This window comes from Gordonia sp. DT219, from assembly GCF_049847065.1.
GTDB lineage: Bacteria > Actinomycetota > Actinomycetes > Mycobacteriales > Mycobacteriaceae > Gordonia.
The window spans coordinates 84,800-104,135 of sequence record NZ_JBNCNR010000007.1 but is presented as its reverse complement, the minus strand read 5'-3'; the positions used below and the strand labels follow the sequence as shown (position 1 = coordinate 104,135).

16 protein-coding genes are annotated in these 19,336 nt (G+C 68.9%); 7 read left to right on the top strand and 9 right to left on the bottom strand.

The genetic code is table 11. The annotated features are described in order from the left end of the window. Positions 1-3 precede the first annotated feature (3 nt). The 3 genes from ACPXB3_RS11235 to ACPXB3_RS11225 all read left to right on the top strand — a co-directional run bounded on the left by ACPXB3_RS11235 (position 4) and on the right by ACPXB3_RS11225 (position 4,933). Complete coding sequence (locus ACPXB3_RS11235; protein ID WP_425727640.1) at positions 4-2,748, top strand: LuxR C-terminal-related transcriptional regulator; 2,745 nt, start codon at positions 4-6, stop codon at positions 2,746-2,748. A 109-nt stretch (positions 2,749-2,857) separates the two neighbouring features. Further along, positions 2,858-3,472 carry a hypothetical protein gene (locus ACPXB3_RS11230; protein WP_425727639.1) on the top strand — a complete coding sequence of 205 codons (615 nt, stop codon included), beginning with the start codon at positions 2,858-2,860 and terminating at the stop codon, positions 3,470-3,472. A gap of 63 nt (positions 3,473-3,535) precedes the next feature. Beyond that, a complete protein-coding gene (locus tag ACPXB3_RS11225; protein WP_425727638.1) occupies positions 3,536-4,933 on the top strand; it encodes a carotenoid oxygenase family protein in 1,398 nt (465 codons plus the stop codon). Positions 4,934-4,967: 34 nt separating this feature from the next. On the opposite strand, the gene ACPXB3_RS11220 is transcribed toward ACPXB3_RS11225, so the two are convergent. Continuing rightward, positions 4,968-6,311, bottom strand: coding sequence for an NAD-dependent succinate-semialdehyde dehydrogenase (locus tag ACPXB3_RS11220; RefSeq protein ID WP_425727637.1), 1,344 nt, complete (start codon positions 6,309-6,311; stop codon positions 4,968-4,970). A 33-nt stretch (positions 6,312-6,344) separates the two neighbouring features. Further along, complete coding sequence (locus ACPXB3_RS11215) at positions 6,345-7,631, bottom strand: adenylosuccinate synthase (RefSeq protein WP_425727636.1); 1,287 nt, start codon at positions 7,629-7,631, stop codon at positions 6,345-6,347. A 74-nt stretch (positions 7,632-7,705) separates the two neighbouring features. On the opposite strand from ACPXB3_RS11215, the gene ACPXB3_RS11210 reads away from it, so the two are divergent. Both ACPXB3_RS11210 and ACPXB3_RS11205 read left to right on the top strand, forming a co-directional pair. Next, on the top strand, positions 7,706-8,407 hold the full coding sequence (locus ACPXB3_RS11210; RefSeq protein WP_425727635.1) for a hypothetical protein: 702 nt from the start codon (positions 7,706-7,708) through the stop codon (positions 8,405-8,407). After that, positions 8,404-9,249, top strand: coding sequence for a site-2 protease family protein (locus ACPXB3_RS11205; protein ID WP_425727634.1), 846 nt, complete (start codon positions 8,404-8,406; stop codon positions 9,247-9,249). Before ACPXB3_RS11210 ends, ACPXB3_RS11205 begins: the two co-directional genes overlap by 4 nt. A gap of 28 nt (positions 9,250-9,277) precedes the next feature. Here ACPXB3_RS11205 and ACPXB3_RS11200 read toward each other — a convergent pair whose 3' ends face one another. From ACPXB3_RS11200 to ACPXB3_RS11190, 3 genes are read right to left on the bottom strand one after another with little or no spacing between them, the layout of a single operon-like run. After that, positions 9,278-10,201 carry a cation diffusion facilitator family transporter gene (locus ACPXB3_RS11200; RefSeq protein WP_425705595.1) on the bottom strand — a complete coding sequence of 308 codons (924 nt, stop codon included), beginning with the start codon at positions 10,199-10,201 and terminating at the stop codon, positions 9,278-9,280. Positions 10,202-10,253: 52 nt separating this feature from the next. Beyond that, complete coding sequence (locus ACPXB3_RS11195) at positions 10,254-11,354, bottom strand: FUSC family protein (protein WP_425727699.1); 1,101 nt, start codon at positions 11,352-11,354, stop codon at positions 10,254-10,256. 47 nt (positions 11,355-11,401) lie between these two features. Then, entirely contained in the window at positions 11,402-11,845 is a 444-nt protein-coding gene (locus ACPXB3_RS11190) for a DUF3151 domain-containing protein (RefSeq protein ID WP_425705596.1), read from the bottom strand. A 252-nt stretch (positions 11,846-12,097) separates the two neighbouring features. Here ACPXB3_RS11190 and ACPXB3_RS11185 point away from each other — a divergent pair, with 252 nt between their 5' ends. Further along, entirely contained in the window at positions 12,098-14,191 is a 2,094-nt protein-coding gene (locus ACPXB3_RS11185) for a hypothetical protein (RefSeq protein ID WP_425727633.1), read from the top strand. Positions 14,192-14,817: 626 nt separating this feature from the next. On the opposite strand, the gene fbaA is transcribed toward ACPXB3_RS11185, so the two are convergent. Continuing rightward, on the bottom strand, positions 14,818-15,852 hold the full coding sequence (fbaA, locus tag ACPXB3_RS11180) for a class II fructose-bisphosphate aldolase (protein ID WP_425705598.1): 1,035 nt from the start codon (positions 15,850-15,852) through the stop codon (positions 14,818-14,820). 244 nt (positions 15,853-16,096) lie between these two features. Here fbaA and ACPXB3_RS11175 point away from each other — a divergent pair, with 244 nt between their 5' ends. Next, positions 16,097-16,840 carry a DedA family protein gene (locus tag ACPXB3_RS11175; RefSeq protein WP_425727632.1) on the top strand — a complete coding sequence of 248 codons (744 nt, stop codon included), beginning with the start codon at positions 16,097-16,099 and terminating at the stop codon, positions 16,838-16,840. Positions 16,841-16,867: 27 nt separating this feature from the next. Here ACPXB3_RS11175 and ACPXB3_RS11170 read toward each other — a convergent pair whose 3' ends face one another. The 3 genes from ACPXB3_RS11170 to ACPXB3_RS11160 all read right to left on the bottom strand — a co-directional run bounded on the left by ACPXB3_RS11170 (position 16,868) and on the right by ACPXB3_RS11160 (position 19,331). After that, positions 16,868-17,557 (bottom strand): TrmH family RNA methyltransferase, encoded by a 690-nt coding sequence (locus ACPXB3_RS11170; RefSeq protein WP_425727631.1) that lies wholly within the window; start codon positions 17,555-17,557, stop codon positions 16,868-16,870. A gap of 3 nt (positions 17,558-17,560) precedes the next feature. Further along, complete coding sequence (gene pyrE, locus ACPXB3_RS11165; protein WP_425705601.1) at positions 17,561-18,130, bottom strand: orotate phosphoribosyltransferase; 570 nt, start codon at positions 18,128-18,130, stop codon at positions 17,561-17,563. A gap of 82 nt (positions 18,131-18,212) precedes the next feature. Further along, on the bottom strand, positions 18,213-19,331 hold the full coding sequence (locus tag ACPXB3_RS11160) for a hypothetical protein (protein ID WP_425727630.1): 1,119 nt from the start codon (positions 19,329-19,331) through the stop codon (positions 18,213-18,215). Positions 19,332-19,336 lie beyond the last annotated feature (5 nt).

The window sequence follows — 19,336 nt, the reverse complement described above, 5'->3', positions numbered from 1 at the left end:
TTCATGCTCAGGCCGACCACGAGAAGGCTTTCCACGGTCGACGAGATCGCGGCATCGATCGAGCGCGGCATGAACGATCCGGTGGCGAGTTCGGTGGCGGTACTGAGCGGCGGCCCGGGCATCGGCAAAACCCACACGCTGCACCGGCTCATGGGCGCCGTCTCCGGCCACCTGCGGTTCACGTGCGCCGACGAGTTGTCGTGGCGGCTGCCCTACGCGGTCGCCGGGGCACTACTGGGAGTCGAGGTCACCTCCGCACCGGAGCCGGGATTCGGTGACACCCTGCTCGGGCTGGTGGACGGAATGTGTTCGGCCGGGCCGCTACTGCTCGTCGTCGACGACGTCCACCACGCCGACGCCGCCAGCCTGGAACTGCTCGGGCGGCTGGCCGACGCGACCGCCGACCTGCCGTTGACGCTGCTCCTCGGGCGGCGGCTGTTGCCGCGCCGCGATCTACTCGAGCGGATCGTCGCGCGCGCGTCGACCCAGGAGTGGGCGCTGCCCCCGATGGACGCGGCCGACCTCGCCGCCCTGACCGGCGACGTCGTCGGGGCACCCGTCGACGAGCACCTCGCCACGCTGATCGAGTCGTCCGGCGGCAATCCGATGCACGCGATCGCCCTGCTCGACAATCTTCGGCACAGCGGCGATCTGACGATCGTCGACGGCGTCGCGACCACCGGGGTCGCGCGTCCGGTCGCCGTCGACACCGAGACGATGATCGCCGAGCACCTGGCGCTGCTCGACCCGCGGGCCGCCGACCTCGCCGGCAAGCTCGCCGTGTGGGGGGCGCCGGCGACCCTGCCGGAACTGGCATCGATCGAGTCGGTCCGCCCGGTGAGCCTGGTGGCCGCCGCCCAGACCGCCATCGACGCCGGAATACTCGCCATCGACGGCGAGGGCCGGCTGTCGTTCACCCATGATCTCTACGGCGACGTCGGCTATCAGATGATCGCCGCACCCCTGCGCACGGTCCTGCACGAGGCGATCGCCGAGCAGGCCCGCGCCCGCGGGAATCACCACCTCCTCGCCCATCACCTGCTCGCGGCCGGGCGCGTAGGTCCCGACGTCCTCGATGCATTGCGCAACGCCGAACAGGAGCTCGCCCACACCCCCGCCGTCACCATCGACCTGTTCGACTCGGTGGGGCGGGCCGGCGCTCCGGGAACGCCGCCGGCTCCGGGCTGGCACCTCGGGCTCGCGACCGCGCTGGCGCGAACCGGTCAGCTTGCCCGTGCGTCGGAGGTTGCGGCCGAGGGGGTCGAGGTCACCGGTGACATCACCGAACTCGCTGCGCTGCTACGGATTCAGATGTTCGCGCTGATCGCCCGCGGCCGTACCGACGACGCGCGCGCGCTCATCGAGGACACGCTCGCGCTGCCGGTCGACGACGAAGCCCGCGCCGCGCTGACCGATTCACGCGACTATCTCGGCATCCTCGAGGGCCGCAGCCCCGTTCCGTCTGCGCCCTTTCACGACGCGGCGGCCGGACCGGACCGGTCGGTGACGGGCATTGCCGCAGAAGCACTTCGGCGGTATCTGCGGGGCGAGAAGTTCGACGCACTCGCCCTGGCGATCGAGGCGGCCCGACGCGAGGGCGAACAGAGCGGCCCCACCGCCGCCCACACATCCGCCGTCGTGTGGCCGCCGCTGATCGAACAGCACACGCACGGACCCCGCGCCGCGCTGGCGCTGCTGGAGAGTGCGGCCCGGACGCGGACCGCGCGCGGCGCCGACTGGATGACCGCCTACCACGACTTCACCAGGGGCGGAATCGAATTGGCGCTCGGACGCCTCGACGATTCGGCGGCGAGTTTCGACACGGGCTTCGAGCGGGTCGCCGCCGCCGACATGGGGTGGACCTCGATGGCCCATTCCGGACGTGCCACCATCGACATCATGCGCGGCGACTTCGCCGCCGCGGCAGCACGGCTCGACGATTTCTCGGCGGCCGGGCTGCCCGATCAGTTCGGCATCCCGCTGATCACCGCGACCCGCGCCCACCTGCTCGAGTCGCGCCGCCGACTCCGGCCCGCCGCGCAGGAGGCGGCGCGCGCCTGGCGCCAAGCCCACCGGATGGGGCTCTACGGTTGGCTCCCTAGCCGCATCCTGCTGCTGACACGGATCGCGGTCCGCGCGGATGACCGTGACCTGCTCGACGCACTCCGGTCCGACATCGCCGAGATCCCCCGGCCGCTCCCACCGGCCGCGACGCTCGCCGATCTCGCGGCGGCGATGTGCGCGAGGGCGCTCGATGACGCAGACCCACAGACGGTCGTGACCCTCGGCTGCGCGGCCGCCGACGCGGCACACGCACTGGGCGACGCCCTGGAAGAAGCAGCGGCCTGCGAAGAGACGGCGTGCGCGGCAGCGGCACGTGGCGACAAGCGCACTGCCCGCGAACTGGCGATCCGCGCGCTGACCATCACCCAGGACGCCGGCGCCACCACCGACTCGGCCCGGCTGGCCACCCGGCTGCGTGCCCTCGGCCTACGCATGGACCCCAACACCGTTCGTCATCGTCCGACCCACGGGTGGGACAGCCTGACCGCCACCGAGATCACCGTCGCCGAACTGATCGGCGACGGCCAGAGCGGCGCCGAGATCGCCGAGCGCCTCTACATCTCGCCGCGCACCGTCCAGACCCACGTCTCCCACGCCCTCACGAAGCTGGGACTACGGACCCGCGTCGAACTCGCCGCGCAGGTGGCGGCCCGCCGGCACCCGGCGGCCGATCTCGGCGGGTGACGCGCTGCGGCGTGACTGGCAGCGGAATCTCCGTCATCAGGCAGACGACCGCGACTCGGCAGGGGCGAAGAGTTGAACCCATCAACTCCCGTCCCGAGAAGGAATCGTCATGAACAGCTGGTCGATGATCCTGGGCCTCGCCCCGTGGTTCGTCTTCGCCTGGGTCGCCGAGCGACTCGGCCCCGATCACGTCACCGAAGCCGCGCTCGCCGCATGCGTGGTGGCGCTGGCGCTCGCCGTCTACGGCCGTTTCCACGGCGGCTGGAAGATCCTCGACCTGTCCGGTGCGGGACTGTTCGGGGTGATCGGCGTGATCGGTGCCGTCGGCGGTCCGTCGGTCGATCACGCCCTCGTGTTCTTCGGACGTGGCGGCTCGGCCTACATCCTGGCGGCGATCATGGCGATCTCGGCGCTCACCGTGCCTTTCACCGAGCAGTACGCGCGCGCCGACGTCGACCCGTCGCTGTGGCACAGCCCGATCTTCCGCATGAAGAACCGTCAGATCAGCTTTGTGTGGGCGCTCGCAGTGGCATTGATGGGCTGCTGCCACACCGTCGCCGGGATTCTCGCCTCGACCGCCGGCACCGCCGGATCGCATCCGCTGCTCGTCCTCCTCAACTGGGTGGCCCCCATCGCCCTCATCGTCTTCGCTATCAAGCGGACCAAGGCCATCGCCGACGCCCCGGCGCATCCCGGCCCCAATCGGACCGCCGGCGCCCGCTAGCCGACCCGACCCGATCCTCACCCCGGTCAATATCCCAGCCAAAGTCACCGCAGGAGAACGACAATGACATCGACGAACTCCCGGCCCGCCCCGGTCGATCTGCACCACACCCACCTGTCCGGCGTCTTCGCACCGCAACGACGCGAGGTCGCGGCCGACGATCTGCCGGTCACCGGGCAACTGCCGGCCGACCTGCACGGCAGCTATCTGCGCAACGGCCCCAACCCGCGCTTCGACCCGATCGGTTCCTACGTATATCCCCTCGACGGCGACGGCATGGTCCACGAGATCGGCATCGCCGACGGCCGGGTCTCCTACCGCAACCGCTTCGTCCGGACCCCGATGGTGCGCGCCGAAGAGGCTGCCGGACATGCGATCTGGTCGGGACTGACCGACGGCTACACGCCGCCCGTCGAGGAGGTGGGCCCGGAACTGGCCGGGACGGTACGCGAACTTCCCGACATCAACGTCGTCTCGCATGCGGGACGGTTGATGGCGATGGCCGAGGCCGACCGTCCGTATCTCCTCGATCCGGCCGACCTGGCGACGCTGGCCCTCACCGACTGCTCCGGCGCCATGCGCGTCGGCAGCACCGCACACCCGAAGATCGATCCGGCAACCGGTGAGATGGTGTTGTTCAACTACACGCTCGAGGCGCCGTATCTGACCTGGTCGGTGGTGGGTGCCGACGGGAGCGCGGTGCGCGAACCCACGCCGGTGCCGGGCCTGCCTGCGCCCACGATGATCCACGACATGGCGCTGACGGCGCGCTACATCGTGCTGTTCGCCTGCCCACTGCGGTTCGATCTGGTGGCCGCGATGACCGGCGGATCGTTGCTGAGCTGGCAGCCCGACGACGGAACGGCGATCGCGCTGATCCCCCGCGACGGCGGCCCGACCCGATGGATCACTGCCGAGCCGTTCTGGGTGTGGCACTTCGCGAATGCCTTCGACAACCCGGACGGCACCGTCACCGTCGACTATGTCGAGTGGACGCGTCCGGGCGGCTTCTCGGCCGGCTCCGAGGCCCCGCGCTCGGAACTCGTACGCGCCGTCTGTGATCCGGCTTCGGGCCGCATCACCCGAACCCCGGTCGGCGAGCGCGCGGTGAATGTGGAGTTCCCGCGCGTCGACGACCGCCTGTTGACCCGCGATCACCGGTGGATCGCCTCGGTCGGGTCGGCGCCCGGCGACTCCGGTGACTGCGAGAGCCTATGGTTCAGCGATCCGGCCGGCGGGACCGAGGTGTGCTGGTCACCGGGGGTGGCCATCGGCGAGCCCATCTACCTCCCCGGCGACAACGGCGACTACTGGGCCGCCATCGGCACCGACCCGACCGATCTGCGGTCCCGCTTCTACCTATTGTCGGCGCAGGACCCGGCCGCCGGGCCGCTGGCCACCGTGGACCTGCCGATCCGGGTACCCGCCGGACTGCACGGCACCTGGGTGCCCGCGAGCTGAGCCACAGCCGAGTCGGACTGGACCCCAGCAGGTTTCAGCCGACGCGGATCATCTTCTTGTTGACGAACTCGTCGATGCCGAAGCGGCCGAGTTCGCGTCCGAAGCCGGAGCGTTTGACGCCGCCGAACGGCAACTCGGCCCCCTCGGCACCGACCGCGTTGATGAAGACCATGCCCGCCTCGATCCGGTCGGCGACGCGCAGCGCCTGCTCGGGATCGGTGGTGTAGACGTAGGAGCCGAGACCGAACGGGACGTCGTTGGCGAGCGCGATCGCCTCGTCCTCCCCGGAGCACCGATAGACGGTGGCGACCGGACCGAACAGCTCTTCTTTGGCGACCGCCGAGCGCGGATCGACGCCGGTCAGCACGCCGGGCGGGAAGTGTGCACCAGACCGCTCGCCCGCCGAATCCAGTGTGGCCCCGGCGCTCTGGGCGTTGTCGACCTGCTCCTGCAGACGGTCCGCGGCGGCCACCGAGGACAGCGGCGCCAGGCCGGGCGCGGCGGCCTTCACCTTCGCGGTGAACTTCTCGAGAAATGCGTCATAGAGGGACTCGTCGACGATGAAACGCTTTGCGGCATTGCAGGACTGACCGGTGTTCTCGAACCGGCCCTCCACTGCGGCATCGACGGTGGCGTCGAGGTCGTCGGTGGACAGCACGAGGAACGGGTCGGATCCGCCGAGTTCGAGGACGACCTTCTTCAGGTTGCGCCCGGCGACCTCGGCCACCGCCGCGCCCGCACGTTCGGAACCCGTCAGCGAAACCCCTTGCACGCGTGGGTCGGCGATGGCGCCGGCGATCTGTTCGTCTGTCGCGTAGACGTTCACATACGCGCCGGTCGGGTACCCCGCGTCGGCGAAGATCTGTGCCAGCGCGGCCGCCGACTCCGGGCACTGCGGTGCATGCTTGAGCACGATCGTGTTGCCCAGCACCAGGTTCGGGCCGGCGAAGCGGGCCACCTGGTAGTACGGATAGTTCCACGGCATGATGCCGAGCAGCACCCCGACCGCACTGCGCCGGATGAACGCCGACCCCGGCCCGTCGAGCAACGTGATCGGCTCGTCGGCGAGGAAGGTCTCGGCGTTGTCGGCGTAGTACTCGTAAATGGAGGCACTGAACTCGACCTCCCCGACCGATTGGTCGAGCGGTTTGCCCATCTCGCGCCCGATGATCGCCGCCAGCTCGTTCTTGCGCTCGGTGTGCAGGTGCGCAACGCGGCGGATCAGGTCGGCGCGCTCGGCGACGTCGGAGCCCCTCGACCACGAGCCGAAGGCCTCATGTGCCGCGGCGAGTGCCGCATCCACCTGCTCGTCGGTGGCGGTCGGATACTCCTCGACCACCTCGCCGGTGGCGGGGTCGACCACTGCATATCGGCTCATCGAGGTCCCTCCGGGCAGGAATTGCGGACGAACTCAGACGATATCGCGCCGCACGATGGTCTGCTCGCGTCCCGGCCCGACGCCGATGCAGGAGATGAACGCCCCGGACAGTTCCTCGAGCCGCAGGATGTAGTCCTGCGCGTTGCGTGGCAACTCGTCGAAGGTCGTGCAGTTGCTGATGTCCTCCCACCAGCCCGGCATCTCCTCGTAGATCGGCTTGGCGTGGTGGAAGCCGGTCTGCGTCATCGGCATGTCCTCGACGCGTTGCCCGTCGACCTCGTAGGCCACGCAGATCGGCACGGTGTCCAGGCTCGACAGGACGTCGAGTTTGGTGAGGAAGTAGTCGGTGATGCCGTTGACGCGTGTCGCGTACCGGGCGACGACGGCGTCGAACCAGCCGCAGCGGCGGGCACGGCCGGTGGTCACGCCGACCTCGCCGCCGGTCTTGGCCAGATACGTACCCCATTCGTCGAAGAGTTCGGTCGGGAAGGGCCCCGACCCGACGCGCGTGGTGTAGGCCTTGAGGATGCCGAGCACGGTGGTGATGCGGGTGGGACCGATACCCGCCCCCACCGCGGCGCCACCGGCCGTCGGATTCGACGACGTCACATAGGGATACGTGCCGTGGTCGACGTCGAGCAGCGTGCCCTGCGAGCCCTCGAGCAGCACGGTCTCGCCGCGTTCGAGGGCCTGGTTGAGCAGCAGCCGCGTGTCGGCGATCCGATGTTTGAAGCCCTCGGCCTGGGTGAGCACCTCCTCGACGACCTGCTCGGGGTCGAGGGCCCGGCGGTTGTAGATCTTGACCAGGATCTGGTTCTTGAGTTCGAGCGCCGCCTCGACCTTCTGGGCCAGGATCTTCTCGTCGAGGACGTCGGCGACGCGCACCCCGACGCGCGCGATCTTGTCCTGGTAGCACGGCCCGATACCGCGGCCGGTGGTCCCGATCTTCTTGTTGCCGAGGAAGCGTTCGGTGACCTTGTCGATCGCCACGTGGTACGGCATCAGCAGATGTGCGTCGGCCGAGAGCAGCAGTCCGGTGGTGTCGACGTCGCGGTCCTCGAGCCCGCCCAGCTCGCTGAGCAGCACCCCCGGGTCGACGACGACACCGTTGCCGATGACATTCTGCACGCCGGGCGTGAGGATGCCCGACGGGATGAGATGCAGCGCAAAGGACTCGCCGTTGGGCAGCACCACCGTGTGCCCCGCATTGTTGCCGCCCTGATAGCGGACGACCCATTGCAGCTTGCCGCCGAGGAGATCGGTGGCCTTTCCTTTGCCCTCGTCGCCCCACTGGGCGCCGATAAGCACGATCGCGGCCATGCTCAGTTCATCCCTTCCTACAAGTCGAAACCGGGATAACCCTACTGGTTCGGCAGGCTGGATACCCTATTCCCATGTCGTTCGCGGTCATTTCGTCATCGCCGGTGCCGGCGTCTGCCAACACCCGCCGGGCGGTTCGGGACGCGGTGGCCCAGCGGATCGCCGACCCGGCCGTCACCCGACTCATCGTCGAACCCGGCGCCGATCCCGCGGATTCCGACACCGAGCCCGGTGACACCGGCACCGCCCGGACCCATCCCGACGCTCACCTCGCGCAGGTCATCGCCGCATTGATGCTCACCGAGCGACTCGACGTCGAGGTCGCCTACGTTGCCGAGGAGCCCACCGCCGCCACCCGCGCCTACGGACTGCCGCACGGATCGGGCGCGCGCGAACTCGCCGAACGCGGCCACGCCGTCGCGGTGCCGTTGATCCGGGACGATGCAGCGACCGTCCTCGTCGGACTCGCCCGCCATCTCGGCGCCGAGGGAGCCGAGCTGCACGGGGAGACCTACGTCGACAGCCATCGCCTGTTCACCGGCGAGGTGCGCGGAATCCGGATCGAGCCGACACCCGGGGAGCCGGGGCTGCGGGCCCGCCTCGAGGGCGGTGCGCTCGCCGCGCTCACCGGCCGCCGCAGCTGGCATCGCGGCCGCGCGGTGCAGACCGGTGGCCCGAACATCGTCGTCGAACGTGAGGGGATCGCAAGCGATCGTGCGGTCAAACGGTCCACCTACTACCGTCACCACGTGGATCTGAAACTGGTGCTCCCATGACCGGCCCGGCCTTCGGCAAGCGGCGCAACCCGACGGTCACCGAGATCGCGCGGGCGATACAGCCGGGTGCGGTCTTCCTCGGCCTGGTCGCGGTCGCGGTGCTCGGCGGGTGGCTCGCCGCCCGCGCCGGCTCCGATCGCTCGTCGGGTCAGGCCACTCTCGGCGTCATCCTGCTGGTGCTGGCCGGCTGGGTGATCTCGTTGTGTCTGCACGAGTTCGGGCACGCGGTGACCGCCTACCGCTTCGGTGACCGCGACACGCAGCTGCGCGGATACCTCACGCTCAACCCCCTGCGCTACACCCATCCCGCGCTGTCACTGGGGCTGCCGCTGCTCATCATCCTGTTGGGCGGCATCGGATTTCCCGGTGGGGCGGTGTATCTGAACGAGCGCGGTTTCACCCGGGCACAACGCACCACGGTCTCGTTGGCCGGTCCCGCGGTGAATCTCGTGCTGGCCATCGTGCTGCTGGTGGTGATCCGCGCGTTCGGGCCGTTCGTGGACAGCCCGATCGGGTTGTTCGTGACCGATCCCGACTCCATCAACCTCTGGGACGGGCTCGCGATGCTCGCGTTCCTACAGATCACCGCCGCGGTGCTGAACCTGATCCCGATGCCCGGCTTCGACGGCTACGGCGCCATCGAGCCGTACCTGTCGCCGCAGACCCGCCAGAGCGCCGCCAAGATCGCGCCCTACGGATTCCTGATCATCTTCGCGTTGCTGTTCATCCCGCAGCTGAACCAGCTGTTCTTCGACTTCATCTTCTGGCTGTTCGAGCTGTCGGGAGTGCCGTCCGGACTGGCCGGCTGGGGCTGGAACACCTTCTTGTTCTGGCGGCACTGAACCGAGCAGTGTTCACCAACTGCAGTGTTCACCAACTGAGGTGTTCACGGCATCGCTGCTGGTCGACGGCCGGTTCGACCTGCACCGTGGCGTGCGGAAGTCCGTGCCGGGCGAGTACCGCCTGTGCGGCCGGCAGCACCTCGGCGTTGGGCCGGTCGCTGCCGAGATGGACCGTCGCCACGTCCATGCCGGTCGTCAGCGACCAGACGTGCAGATCGTGGACGTCGGTGACCGACGGGATCTCGGCGAGTTCGCGGCGCACCTCGTCGACGTCGATGTGGGTGGGTGCCTGCTGGTTGAGGATGCGCAGCGCGTCGATCGCCAGACGCAGTGCCCGCGGCACGACCCAGATCGCGATGCCGACCGCCACGATGATGTCGGCGTATCCCCATCCGGTGGTCAGTGCGACGACACCGGCGACCAGCACTCCGACACTGCCGACCGCGTCGGCGAGCACCTCCAGATACGCACCGCGTACCGCGATGGAACCCTTCGAGTCGGCCCGCAGCAGCAACATCACCATCATGTTCACCGCCAGTCCCACCAGAGCGACGACGATGAGGGTGAGTCCCGGAACGTGCGGATCAGATCCGATCCGTTCGATCGCCTCGTATCCGACGAAGCACGCGACCCCGATCAGCAGGACCGCATTGGCCACCGCGGTGAACACCTCGGCCCGATGCCAGCCGAACGTCCGGGTGTCGGTGGCCTTGCCGTGACGCGCCAACAGCAGCGCGATCAGGCCCATGACCAGCGCGACCACGTCGGTCAGCATGTGTCCCGCGTCGGCGATCAGCGCCAGCGAATCGACGGCGACGCCCACGCCGAGCTCGACGGCGAAGTACGAGCCGATCAGCGCGACCGCCACCGCCATCGGCCAGATACGACGGTGCGAGCCATTCGTGGCGTCGGCGGGCGAATGGCCGTGGGAGTGCGAATGTGAATGGCCCATGACCCTGCCAATATATGCGTCGACTCGCATATATGCCAAGCCTTAGGTACGCCTAACCCGCTGCGTGCTGGTCGCCGGGTGAGCCATTCGGCCACCGCAGCGTCGCGATGGCCGAGGACCGCCGCAATCCGGCCACCATCAAGAGGTCGACGAGCAGCGACCGGATCTCGGCGAGCAACGCCGTCTCCGACATCCCGCGCTCCTCGGCCAGTTCGATCTTCGCCTTGCGTGCGATCGTGCGCAGCACGCGCGCGGCATCGGCGGCGTCCGGCGACTTGCCGGGATCGGCGAGCATCATCTCCCGCAGCACCTCGAACGCCCCGCCGAGATCACCGATGATCTCGACGAGTTCGGGCCGGATCGTCTCGCCGCGCTGGGTGATGCCCAGTGCCCGCCGGGCGATGATGCGGAAGTTGCGTACCCCGTTGTCGATGGGGTCGGCGGTCGCCGAGAGGCGCTGCAGCCGCATGCGCGAACCCCAGTACAGCGGGGAGATCGTGCTGATCTCGCGGCCACCGCTCATATCCTGGCGCATCGTGTTGATCGCGCCCTGGGTGCCGCGCACCGTCTCCAGCGCGGCGAACACCGTCGGCTCATCCCCGGAGCGCATGCCCTCGGCGAGTTGCCGGGCGGCATCACGCGCCGTCGCGAGTACCGACGCGGCGTCACGACGTGCCCGTGACGCCGGATTGGCCGGCAGCAACGCCCCCACGAGGATGCCGATCAAGCCGCCGGTCAGGGCGTCGATGGCGCGGTGGAATCCGCCGATCCCGCCGGGCGGCAGCAGGGTGGCCACGAGCACAGCCGACGACGCGGCCTGCATCGGGATGAGCGGGCCGTCGTCGAGGAAGACCGCGACGGACATCGCCAGCGCCACCACGACGACGATTTGCCAAGTGCCGCTACCGATTTCGGTGATGAGTAGATCGCCGATCAGGATTCCGATGGTGACGCCACCGACCAGTTCGACCGATCGGCGCCACCGTCGCCCGAGTGAGAGGCCCAGCGAGATCATCGCGGCGATGGGGGCGAAGAAGGGCTGTTGGTGGCCGAGCACATCCAGCGCGAACCACCAGCCGATACCGGCGGCGATCGCGCACTGCAGAATCGGGCCCAACGACAACCAGAGTCGCCGGATGCGCACCCGCAACATCCGCGGCAGCGCCTCGTAGCGGCGCCGGGCCCAGGAGGTCACCGAGCTCAGTGCAGTCCGAGGTGGTCGGCGGCGGTCGGATCGCTGTCGTTCAGCAGGTCCAGGCATCGCAGGTACTCGTCCTCTTCGCCGATCGCCTGCGCCGCGCGGGCGAGCGCGCCGACACACCGCAGGAAGCCCTGATTGGGCTCGTGGCTCCACGGCACCGGCCCGAACCCTTTCCAGCCGTGTCGCCGCAGCTGGTCGAGTCCCCGGTGATACCCGGTTCGTGCGTAGGCGTACGCCTCGATGACCTTGACGACGTCGCCCTCGCCACCGGTCGTCGAGCCGTCGAGAGCGCGTTCGGCCAGGTACGCCCATGCGATCGATGCGGTGGGATGACCGGCCGCCACCTGGGCGGGCTCGGCACCGTTGAGCAGCGCCGATTCGGCATCGTCGTCACCGGTCAACAAGACGGGCTGTGGGCCGAGAAGATCTCCAAAGGAAGTCACTCCCCCATTCAAGCATCGCCGTCTGCGCAACGCCTACGAAGACGTGCGGCGGCGCCGAGGTAACACCGCAGGTCGGCGAATCGTCATCCGACCGGATGAGCCACTCTCCCGAGGTGATGACGAGTGCGGCCGTTCGCTAGTGTGAATGGCGCACTTCGTCGCGTTGTGAGGTGCGATGCCGTCTTTTCGGGGGGAGATCTTCTCGTGTGCAAACTTCGAGCATGCTGTTCGAGGAAGGTGTGGTGATGACCGATGGCGCAGTCTGACGATCGGAAGTCCGCTGTCACCAAGGCGTTCTCGAAGCTACGCAAGATGCGGGATTCGCGTACGTCCGACGCCGGACCGGCTCCGCGCCCGGCCGGTCCCCGGCCACCCGCGTCGCGCAACGTCGCACCCCAACCGTCCCAGAACGGCCCGTCCGGGCGGCCTGCCGAGTCGAGTTCGCGACCGCCGCACTCCTCGACGATGGACGCGGAGACCAAGCCGTTCCGGATACCGACGGCCCCGGCGAAGCCGCAACCCGAAGACAATGCGGCTGACGCCGACCAGACCGAATCGCCCCGAACCGATGATTCGGCCGCAGCCGATAATTCTGGTCACACCGACAGTTCTCACCAAACCGACAGTTCTACGGAGACCACAGGAGACCCGGTGACCGATCATCCGAGGCCGCGCGGCGGACGCGGGATCGATTCGGCCACCAAGGTCATCAGCCGGTCCAGCCTGCCCGACCCCGCGGAGCTCGACGACCTCGAGGATGTCGACGCCTACGGCGGTGCCCCCGAGGATGCCGACAGCGCTCGATCTGATACCGACAGCGCTCCCGAGAACGACAGCGCATCCGAGGAGGACGACAGGGCATCCGAGGACGACAGGGCATCCGAGGACGACAGCGCTCCCACCGGATCCGATGCGCCGGTTGCTGCGAGTGCAGTCGTCGTCGGCGCAGCCGCGGCGGGCGCTGCCGCGGCCGCAGATGACCACGACACCGCAGACGCCGACGACACTGCAGAGGACGCCGACAGCGCTTCCGAGGACGTCGACGACGCCGAGGCCACCACCGCGGGCGATGACACCGCGGACGAGGAGGCAGCCGAAACACCTGCGGAACAAGAAGTTTCGGACGACACGGGGCCCACCGAGACCGACGACACGGGGCCCACCGAGACCGACGAGTCGGGGCCCACCGAGACCGACGACACGGGGCCCACCGAGACCGACGAGTCGGGGCCCGAAAGCGCCGACCCCGAAGCTGCGGAGACCGAAGCCGACGTGGCCGAAGATGCTGAGGCCGAGGCTGCTGAGACCGAAGGTGCTGAGGCCGAGAGCACCGAGCCGGAAGCCGACGAGGCGGATGAGGCCGACGAGGCGGTCACCGACGAGGACACCAGCGACGAGGAAAGCAGCGACGAGGCCACCGCCGAAGAGGCGGACGCCACGGAGACCGTGTCCGACGAGAGCGGATCGGACGAGGGCGAATCCGACGCGGGCGAATCCGACGCGGGCGAATCCGACGCGGGCGAATCCGAAGAGGCCGAATCCGAGGAGGGCCCGGCCGACGACGAAACCGCCAAGATACCGGTGGCGACGGCCACCGATCAGGTGACCGAGGCGGAACCGGCTGACGCAGAACCAGCGCAGGCCCAAGCCCCCGAAGCCCAAGCCCCCGAAGCCCAAGCCCCCGAAGCCCAAGCCCCGGAGGCCCAAGCACCGGCCGACCAACCACCGGCCGACGACTCGAAGACCCAGATCCTGACCAGACCCGCGGCCGCGGCCGCAGGGGGCGTCGCCGCCGGCGGTGCCGCGGCGGCCGGTGCCGCAGCGACCCAGGGCTGGTCGACGACAGCGCACCAGCCGCAGGTCATTCCGGGCGAGAAAGAGCAGCTGCCATCCAAGCCCCAGAAGGCCGGCCGCAGTCGCCGACGCAAGGGCATCCTGTTCTCCGCGATCGCGGCCGTCGTGGTGATCGTCGCCGTCGTGGTCGGCGTGTTCGCGTACTTCCAGACGCGTCCGGTCGCGCCCGAGGACGCCGCCGCGGACACCGCGAAAACCTACGGCAACGCCGTATATGACGGCGATCTGCAAACCCTGCGCAACGTCACCTGCGGCAACAAGCTGACCTACTACCAGAAGATGCAGGACGGCGATTGGACCAAGCTCTACCAATCGCAGAAGTCGCGCAACGAGCTGGTGCAGGTGCAGAAGGTGAACGCGGTTCGCGTCGACGGCGACACCGCTCTCGTCGAGGTGACCGCAGTCAACACGAGTACGCCCGACAAGCCACAGCGGGTCGCCATCAACCTGCAGAAGCAGGGCGACAACTGGAAGGTCTGCGACAAGCAGTGACCGGTGAGCCGACCGCGGGTGTGCCGCCGGCGGATAACGCCGGCCACAACGCGGTGCCCACCACTCCGATCGACGGTCCGGGCCGGCATCAGCGCCCGGCACCGCCGCCCGACCGCCCACCACTACCGATGGGCGTGCGCCCCGACGTTCCGTACGGCCGCCCGACCACTCCGGGCGCGCACCACGTCAACCCACCGAAACCGCGGTCACCGCAACATGATTCGCGTCCGAGCGGGAATCAGTCGGCCGGTTGGGGACCACCGCCGCCGAGGCCACCGCGCGACGCCCCGGCGCCACCCGATCGGTGGCACACCCCGGCGCCTCGGCCCGCACCACAGCAAGGGCCGCCACCGCAGCCGCCTATCTCCCGGCCTGCGCCGGGCACCCGCCCGAAATCCGCACCCCGCTCGACGACGCCATCGCGACGCCATCGCCGCCGCGCCGACCCGATGGTCATCGGCGCCGCGATCGTGATGGTTCTCCTGGCGATCGCTGTCCTCGTCGGCATCCTGACTCTCTGAACCCACAGTTACGCCGAGGGCGCCCCACAAAAACGCCGACAGCGCTTGGGTAAGCGATGTCGGCGTTTGTAGAGCGGCGTTTGAAGAGCGCTGTCGCCGAGGTGGTCAGGCGCTGATCGACTTGCCCACCGACTTGAGGTCGGTACACGCCTCGACGACGCGCTCGCTCATGGAGGTCTCGGCCTTCTTGCTCCACCCGCGCGGATCGTAGGCCTTCTTGTTGCCCACGTCCCCGTCGATCTTCAGCACGCCGTCGTAGTTGCCGAACATGTGGCCGGCGACCGGTCGCGTGTAGGCGTACTGGGTGTCGGTGTCGACGTTCATCTTGACGACGCCATAGCTCAGCGCTTCGTCGATCTCGCTCTTCAGCGAGCCGGAGCCACCGTGGAAGACGAAGTCGAACGGCTTGGATCCGTCGGGCAGTCCCAGCTTCTTGGTCGCCACTTCCTGGCCGGTGTTGAGCACATCGGGGCGCAGCTTGACGTTGCCGGGCTTGTACACCCCGTGCACATTGCCGAACGTCGCGGCGAGCAGGTACACACCCTTCTCCCCGACGCCCAGCGCCGCGAGGGTTTTCTCGAAGTCCTCGGGCGTGGTGAACAACTTGTCGTCGATGGCGGCTTCCACACCGTCCTCTTCACCGCCGACGACGCCGATCTCGATCTCGAGGATGATCTTCGCGGCTGCCGCCTTGGCCAGCAGCTCCTGCGCGATCTCGAGGTTCTCGTCGATCGGCACGGCCGAACCGTCCCACATGTGCGACTGGAACAACGGATTGCGGCCCGCGTCGACGCGCTCCTGGCTGATCGCGAGCAGCGGCCGCACGTAGGTATCGAGCTTGTCCTTCGGGCAGTGGTCGGTGTGCAGACCGATCGTGACGTCGTACTTCGCGGCGACGACATGCGCGAACTCGGCGAGCGCGACCGCACCGGTCACCATGTCCTTGACGCCGAGGCCCGAGCCGAACTCCGCACCGCCGGTGGAGAACTGGATGATGCCGTCACTACCCGCATCCGCGAAGCCCTTGATGGCCGCATTGATCGTCGACGACGACGTGCAGTTGATGGCCGGGAACGCGTAGCCGCCCTCCTTTGCCTTCTGGAACATCTCGGCGTACTGCTCGGGCGTTGCTATGGGCATTTCACGTCCTCCAACCGGATAAGGTTCACGCTTCGAGTCGATCACTCCCGTTCAGTATGGCAAGGTCACCGCGGCCGTGTGCACCGGCATCCGAGCCGCTCAGTTCGTCGACAGCGCGCGTGTGAGCGCGCTCGGCGCGTTGGCGAGCGCGCTCGGCGCAAAGGCGAGCCCGCCGATCGGCATCGCCGACGGCCGGGACATGCTCCTGGCAAACCTTCAGGTTCGCCGCGTAGCCTGGTGACCCGTGATCGACTCCGCTCTTGCCCAGGCCACCACGACCGCGGTCGCGCTGCCGGGCATCCTCGACCCCATCAACGTGCTCGGCTGGTTCGGCGCCTGGGCATTCTGGGGCCTGCTCCTGGTCATCCTCATCGAATCGGGTGTGTTGTTCCCGGTGCTGCCGGGTGACTCGCTGCTGTTCGTGGCCGGCATGGTCGTCGCCGCAGGCGGTAAGGACGGCATCGACAAGTTCGCCTCGCTGTGGCAGCTACTCATATTCATTCCGGTCGCCGCGATCATCGGCGGCCAGATCGGCTACTGGATCGGACGGTTCGTCGGCACCGAGATGTTCAAGCCCGACGCCCGCTTCCTCAAGGAGCGCTACCTCATCGAGGCCAATGCGTTCTTCGAGAAGCATGGCCCGATCACCATCTTCCTGGCCCGCTTCGTACCGATCGTGCGCACCCTCGCGCCCATCGTGGCCGGTGCGGCACGGATGAAGTGGCCGGTGTTCGCCGTCTACAACATCATCGGCGCGATCATCTGGGGCGTGGGCATCACCCTGCTCGGCTACTGGCTGGGCGGCTTCGAGATCGTGCAGAAACTCATCGAACCGATCTTCATCGTGATCGTCGTGCTCTCGATCGCCCCGATGTTCATCGAGTGGTATCGCCGTCGGCGAGTCGCCAAGCGGAACCCGGCCGAGCCGACCGCCGTGGCGGACGCACCCGCGCCGAGAGCCGATGATCGGCGTTCCGACACCGTCTGAGCCGACCGCACTCCGCGGCCGGCGCGGCTACCAGGCCTGCGCCAGATCCGCGTGCTGACGAATCCAGGCGTGCATGGCGATGCCCGCCGCGACACCGGCATTGATGCTGCGGGTGGAGCCGAACTGGGCGATCGACACTGTCAGGTCCGCGTGCGATTGTGCGTCGGCGCTGACCCCCGGACCCTCCTGACCGAACAACAGGACGCACTCCCGCGGCAGCGTCACCGTCTCCAGCGGCTGCGCACCCGGCGTGTTGTCGACGGCCACGACCGCGAGGCCCCGCTCGCGCGCCCACGCGATCAGATCGGCCACGGTGTCGTGGTGTTCGAGGTGCTGATAGCGGTCGGTGACCATGGCGCCGCGGCGATTCCAGCGTCGCCGCCCGACGATGTGCACCGCGGCGACGGCAAACGCATTGGCGGTACGCACCACGGTTCCGATGTTCGCGTCGTGGGTGAAGTTCTCGATCGCCACATGTAGCGGATGCCTGCGGGTGTCGATGTCGGCGATGATCGCGTCCCGCGTCCAATACCGGTACGCGTCAACCACATTGCGGGTGTCCCCGCCGGCCAGCAGTTCGGGGTCGTAGCGCGGGTCGGCCGGGGCGGGGCCATCGTGTTCGGTGTCCCACGGCCCCACGCCCACCAGCGGCGCCGACGTCGACTGCCATTCGGTCGGGCCGGGCAGCGCCGACCCGTCCGAATCGTCGCGCGACACGCCTCAGGCCAGGCCGAGGTCGGCCAGCGACAGCAACGAGCGGTAGGGCACACCCAGGGCTTCGATGACCTTGTCGGCGCCGGTGGCCCGGTCGACGACGGTCGCCACCCCGACCACCGTCGCCCCCGCCTCGCGAGCGGCCTCCACCGCCGCCGAGGGCGACGCACCGGTGGTGGAGGTGTCCTCGACCACCAGCACGCGGCGCCCGGCGATGTCGGGCCCCTCGATCCGGCGTTGCATCCCGTGCGTCTTGGCCGCCTTGCGTACGACGAATACATCGAGGGCGCGGCCGGCGGCATGCATGATCGACGTCGCCACCGGGTCGGCGCCCAGTGTCAGACCGCCGACCGCGTCGAACTCCCAATCCGCGGTCAACTGCCGCATGAGCATGCCGATCAGTGGCGACGCCTGATGGTGCAGCGTCGCGCGGCGCAGGTCGACGTAGTAGTCGGCCTCCTTGCCGGAGGACAACGTCACCTTGCCGTGTACCACCGACAACTCGGTGACCAGTTCGGCGAGCACATCACGGTCGCCGGTGTCGACGATGGGCGAGGACGGAATTGATGCAGACACTGATGAGCTCACTCTCTGGCGACGTGGCCGGAACACGCGGATGCGCGTTCATACGACCGGGCAGCATGCATGTGGATTGCGGTCAGTTTCGGTGGTGCCGGTTGCGGGACGAGGGCATCTCACTCGGACCACTGCGTGCCTGCCGCGACGGCGGTGCGATGTCGTCGTCGTAGTCGAGATCGTCGACACGGTCGAGATCATCGGGTGCACTCGCCGGCCGAGACTGCTTGCCGCGCACCGGCATCGGCGACATCCGCCGACCTGTGGTCGGCGTACTGGAGCGGCCTTCGGCCGGGACCCCAGAGCGGCCCGTGGCCGGTGCAGCAGGGCGGCCTTCGGCCGGTGCAGCAGGGCGGCCTTCGGCCGGGGCGGCGGACGCACGCCGGGGACGCGGCGGCGCCTCGGCCGGACGCCGCAGCGCCGTCGGCGCCGCGGCGGTGGGGGGAGCGCCATCGCGGGGAGCGCCATCGCGCGCAGCGGCCTCCATGCGGGCTCGCCGATTCTTGTCGCGCATGTTCTCGGTCTTCTCGTCGGCCAGCTCGGCGCGCGTGGGACCGTGCGGATCGCGCGGGTCGGGCGCATCCTGCGGCTCCCGCAACGGCGGAAGCACGCGCAGCAGGTCGGCGAAGCGCCGTACGACCTCCAGGCCGGTGTCGAGCTCGGTGGCGTCGTCGGTCAGCGGCAACGACCCGAGCGCCCAATTGCCCTCGTTCCACAGCACCTCGACATAGGCCGGCGCCTTGGTGGCCAGCGACACCATGCGCCGATCGCACACCCGGCGGGCCGCGTCGAGGTTGTTGGAGAACATGACGCGCGGCCCCATTGCCCCGAGAAGCTCGACGTCGTCCTCCGCCGGCGCGAGGACGTCCTCATGGCGCAGGTCCACGACCACCGCGGACGGTGACGAGCGGCGAACGGCGATCACCGTTGCGGTCTCCGACATGTCGAAGACGATCACCTCGACACCCCCGTAGTGGCCGTAGGCGACGTTTTCCACCGCGACGGTGTCGGGAGCGTTCATGGTCGCGCGGCCGAATACCGTACGGAGTTTGGTGTCGGCCTCACGGAACTTGAAGTCGTGTTCGTCGCCCCAGATTGCGCGTTGGTGCCGCGTGCCCGAGGAGCGACGGCGGTCGAGCCACAGCAGTGCCACCGCCCCGGCCAATGCGATGGCGGCGATCACGAAATAGACGATGGTCATCGCGC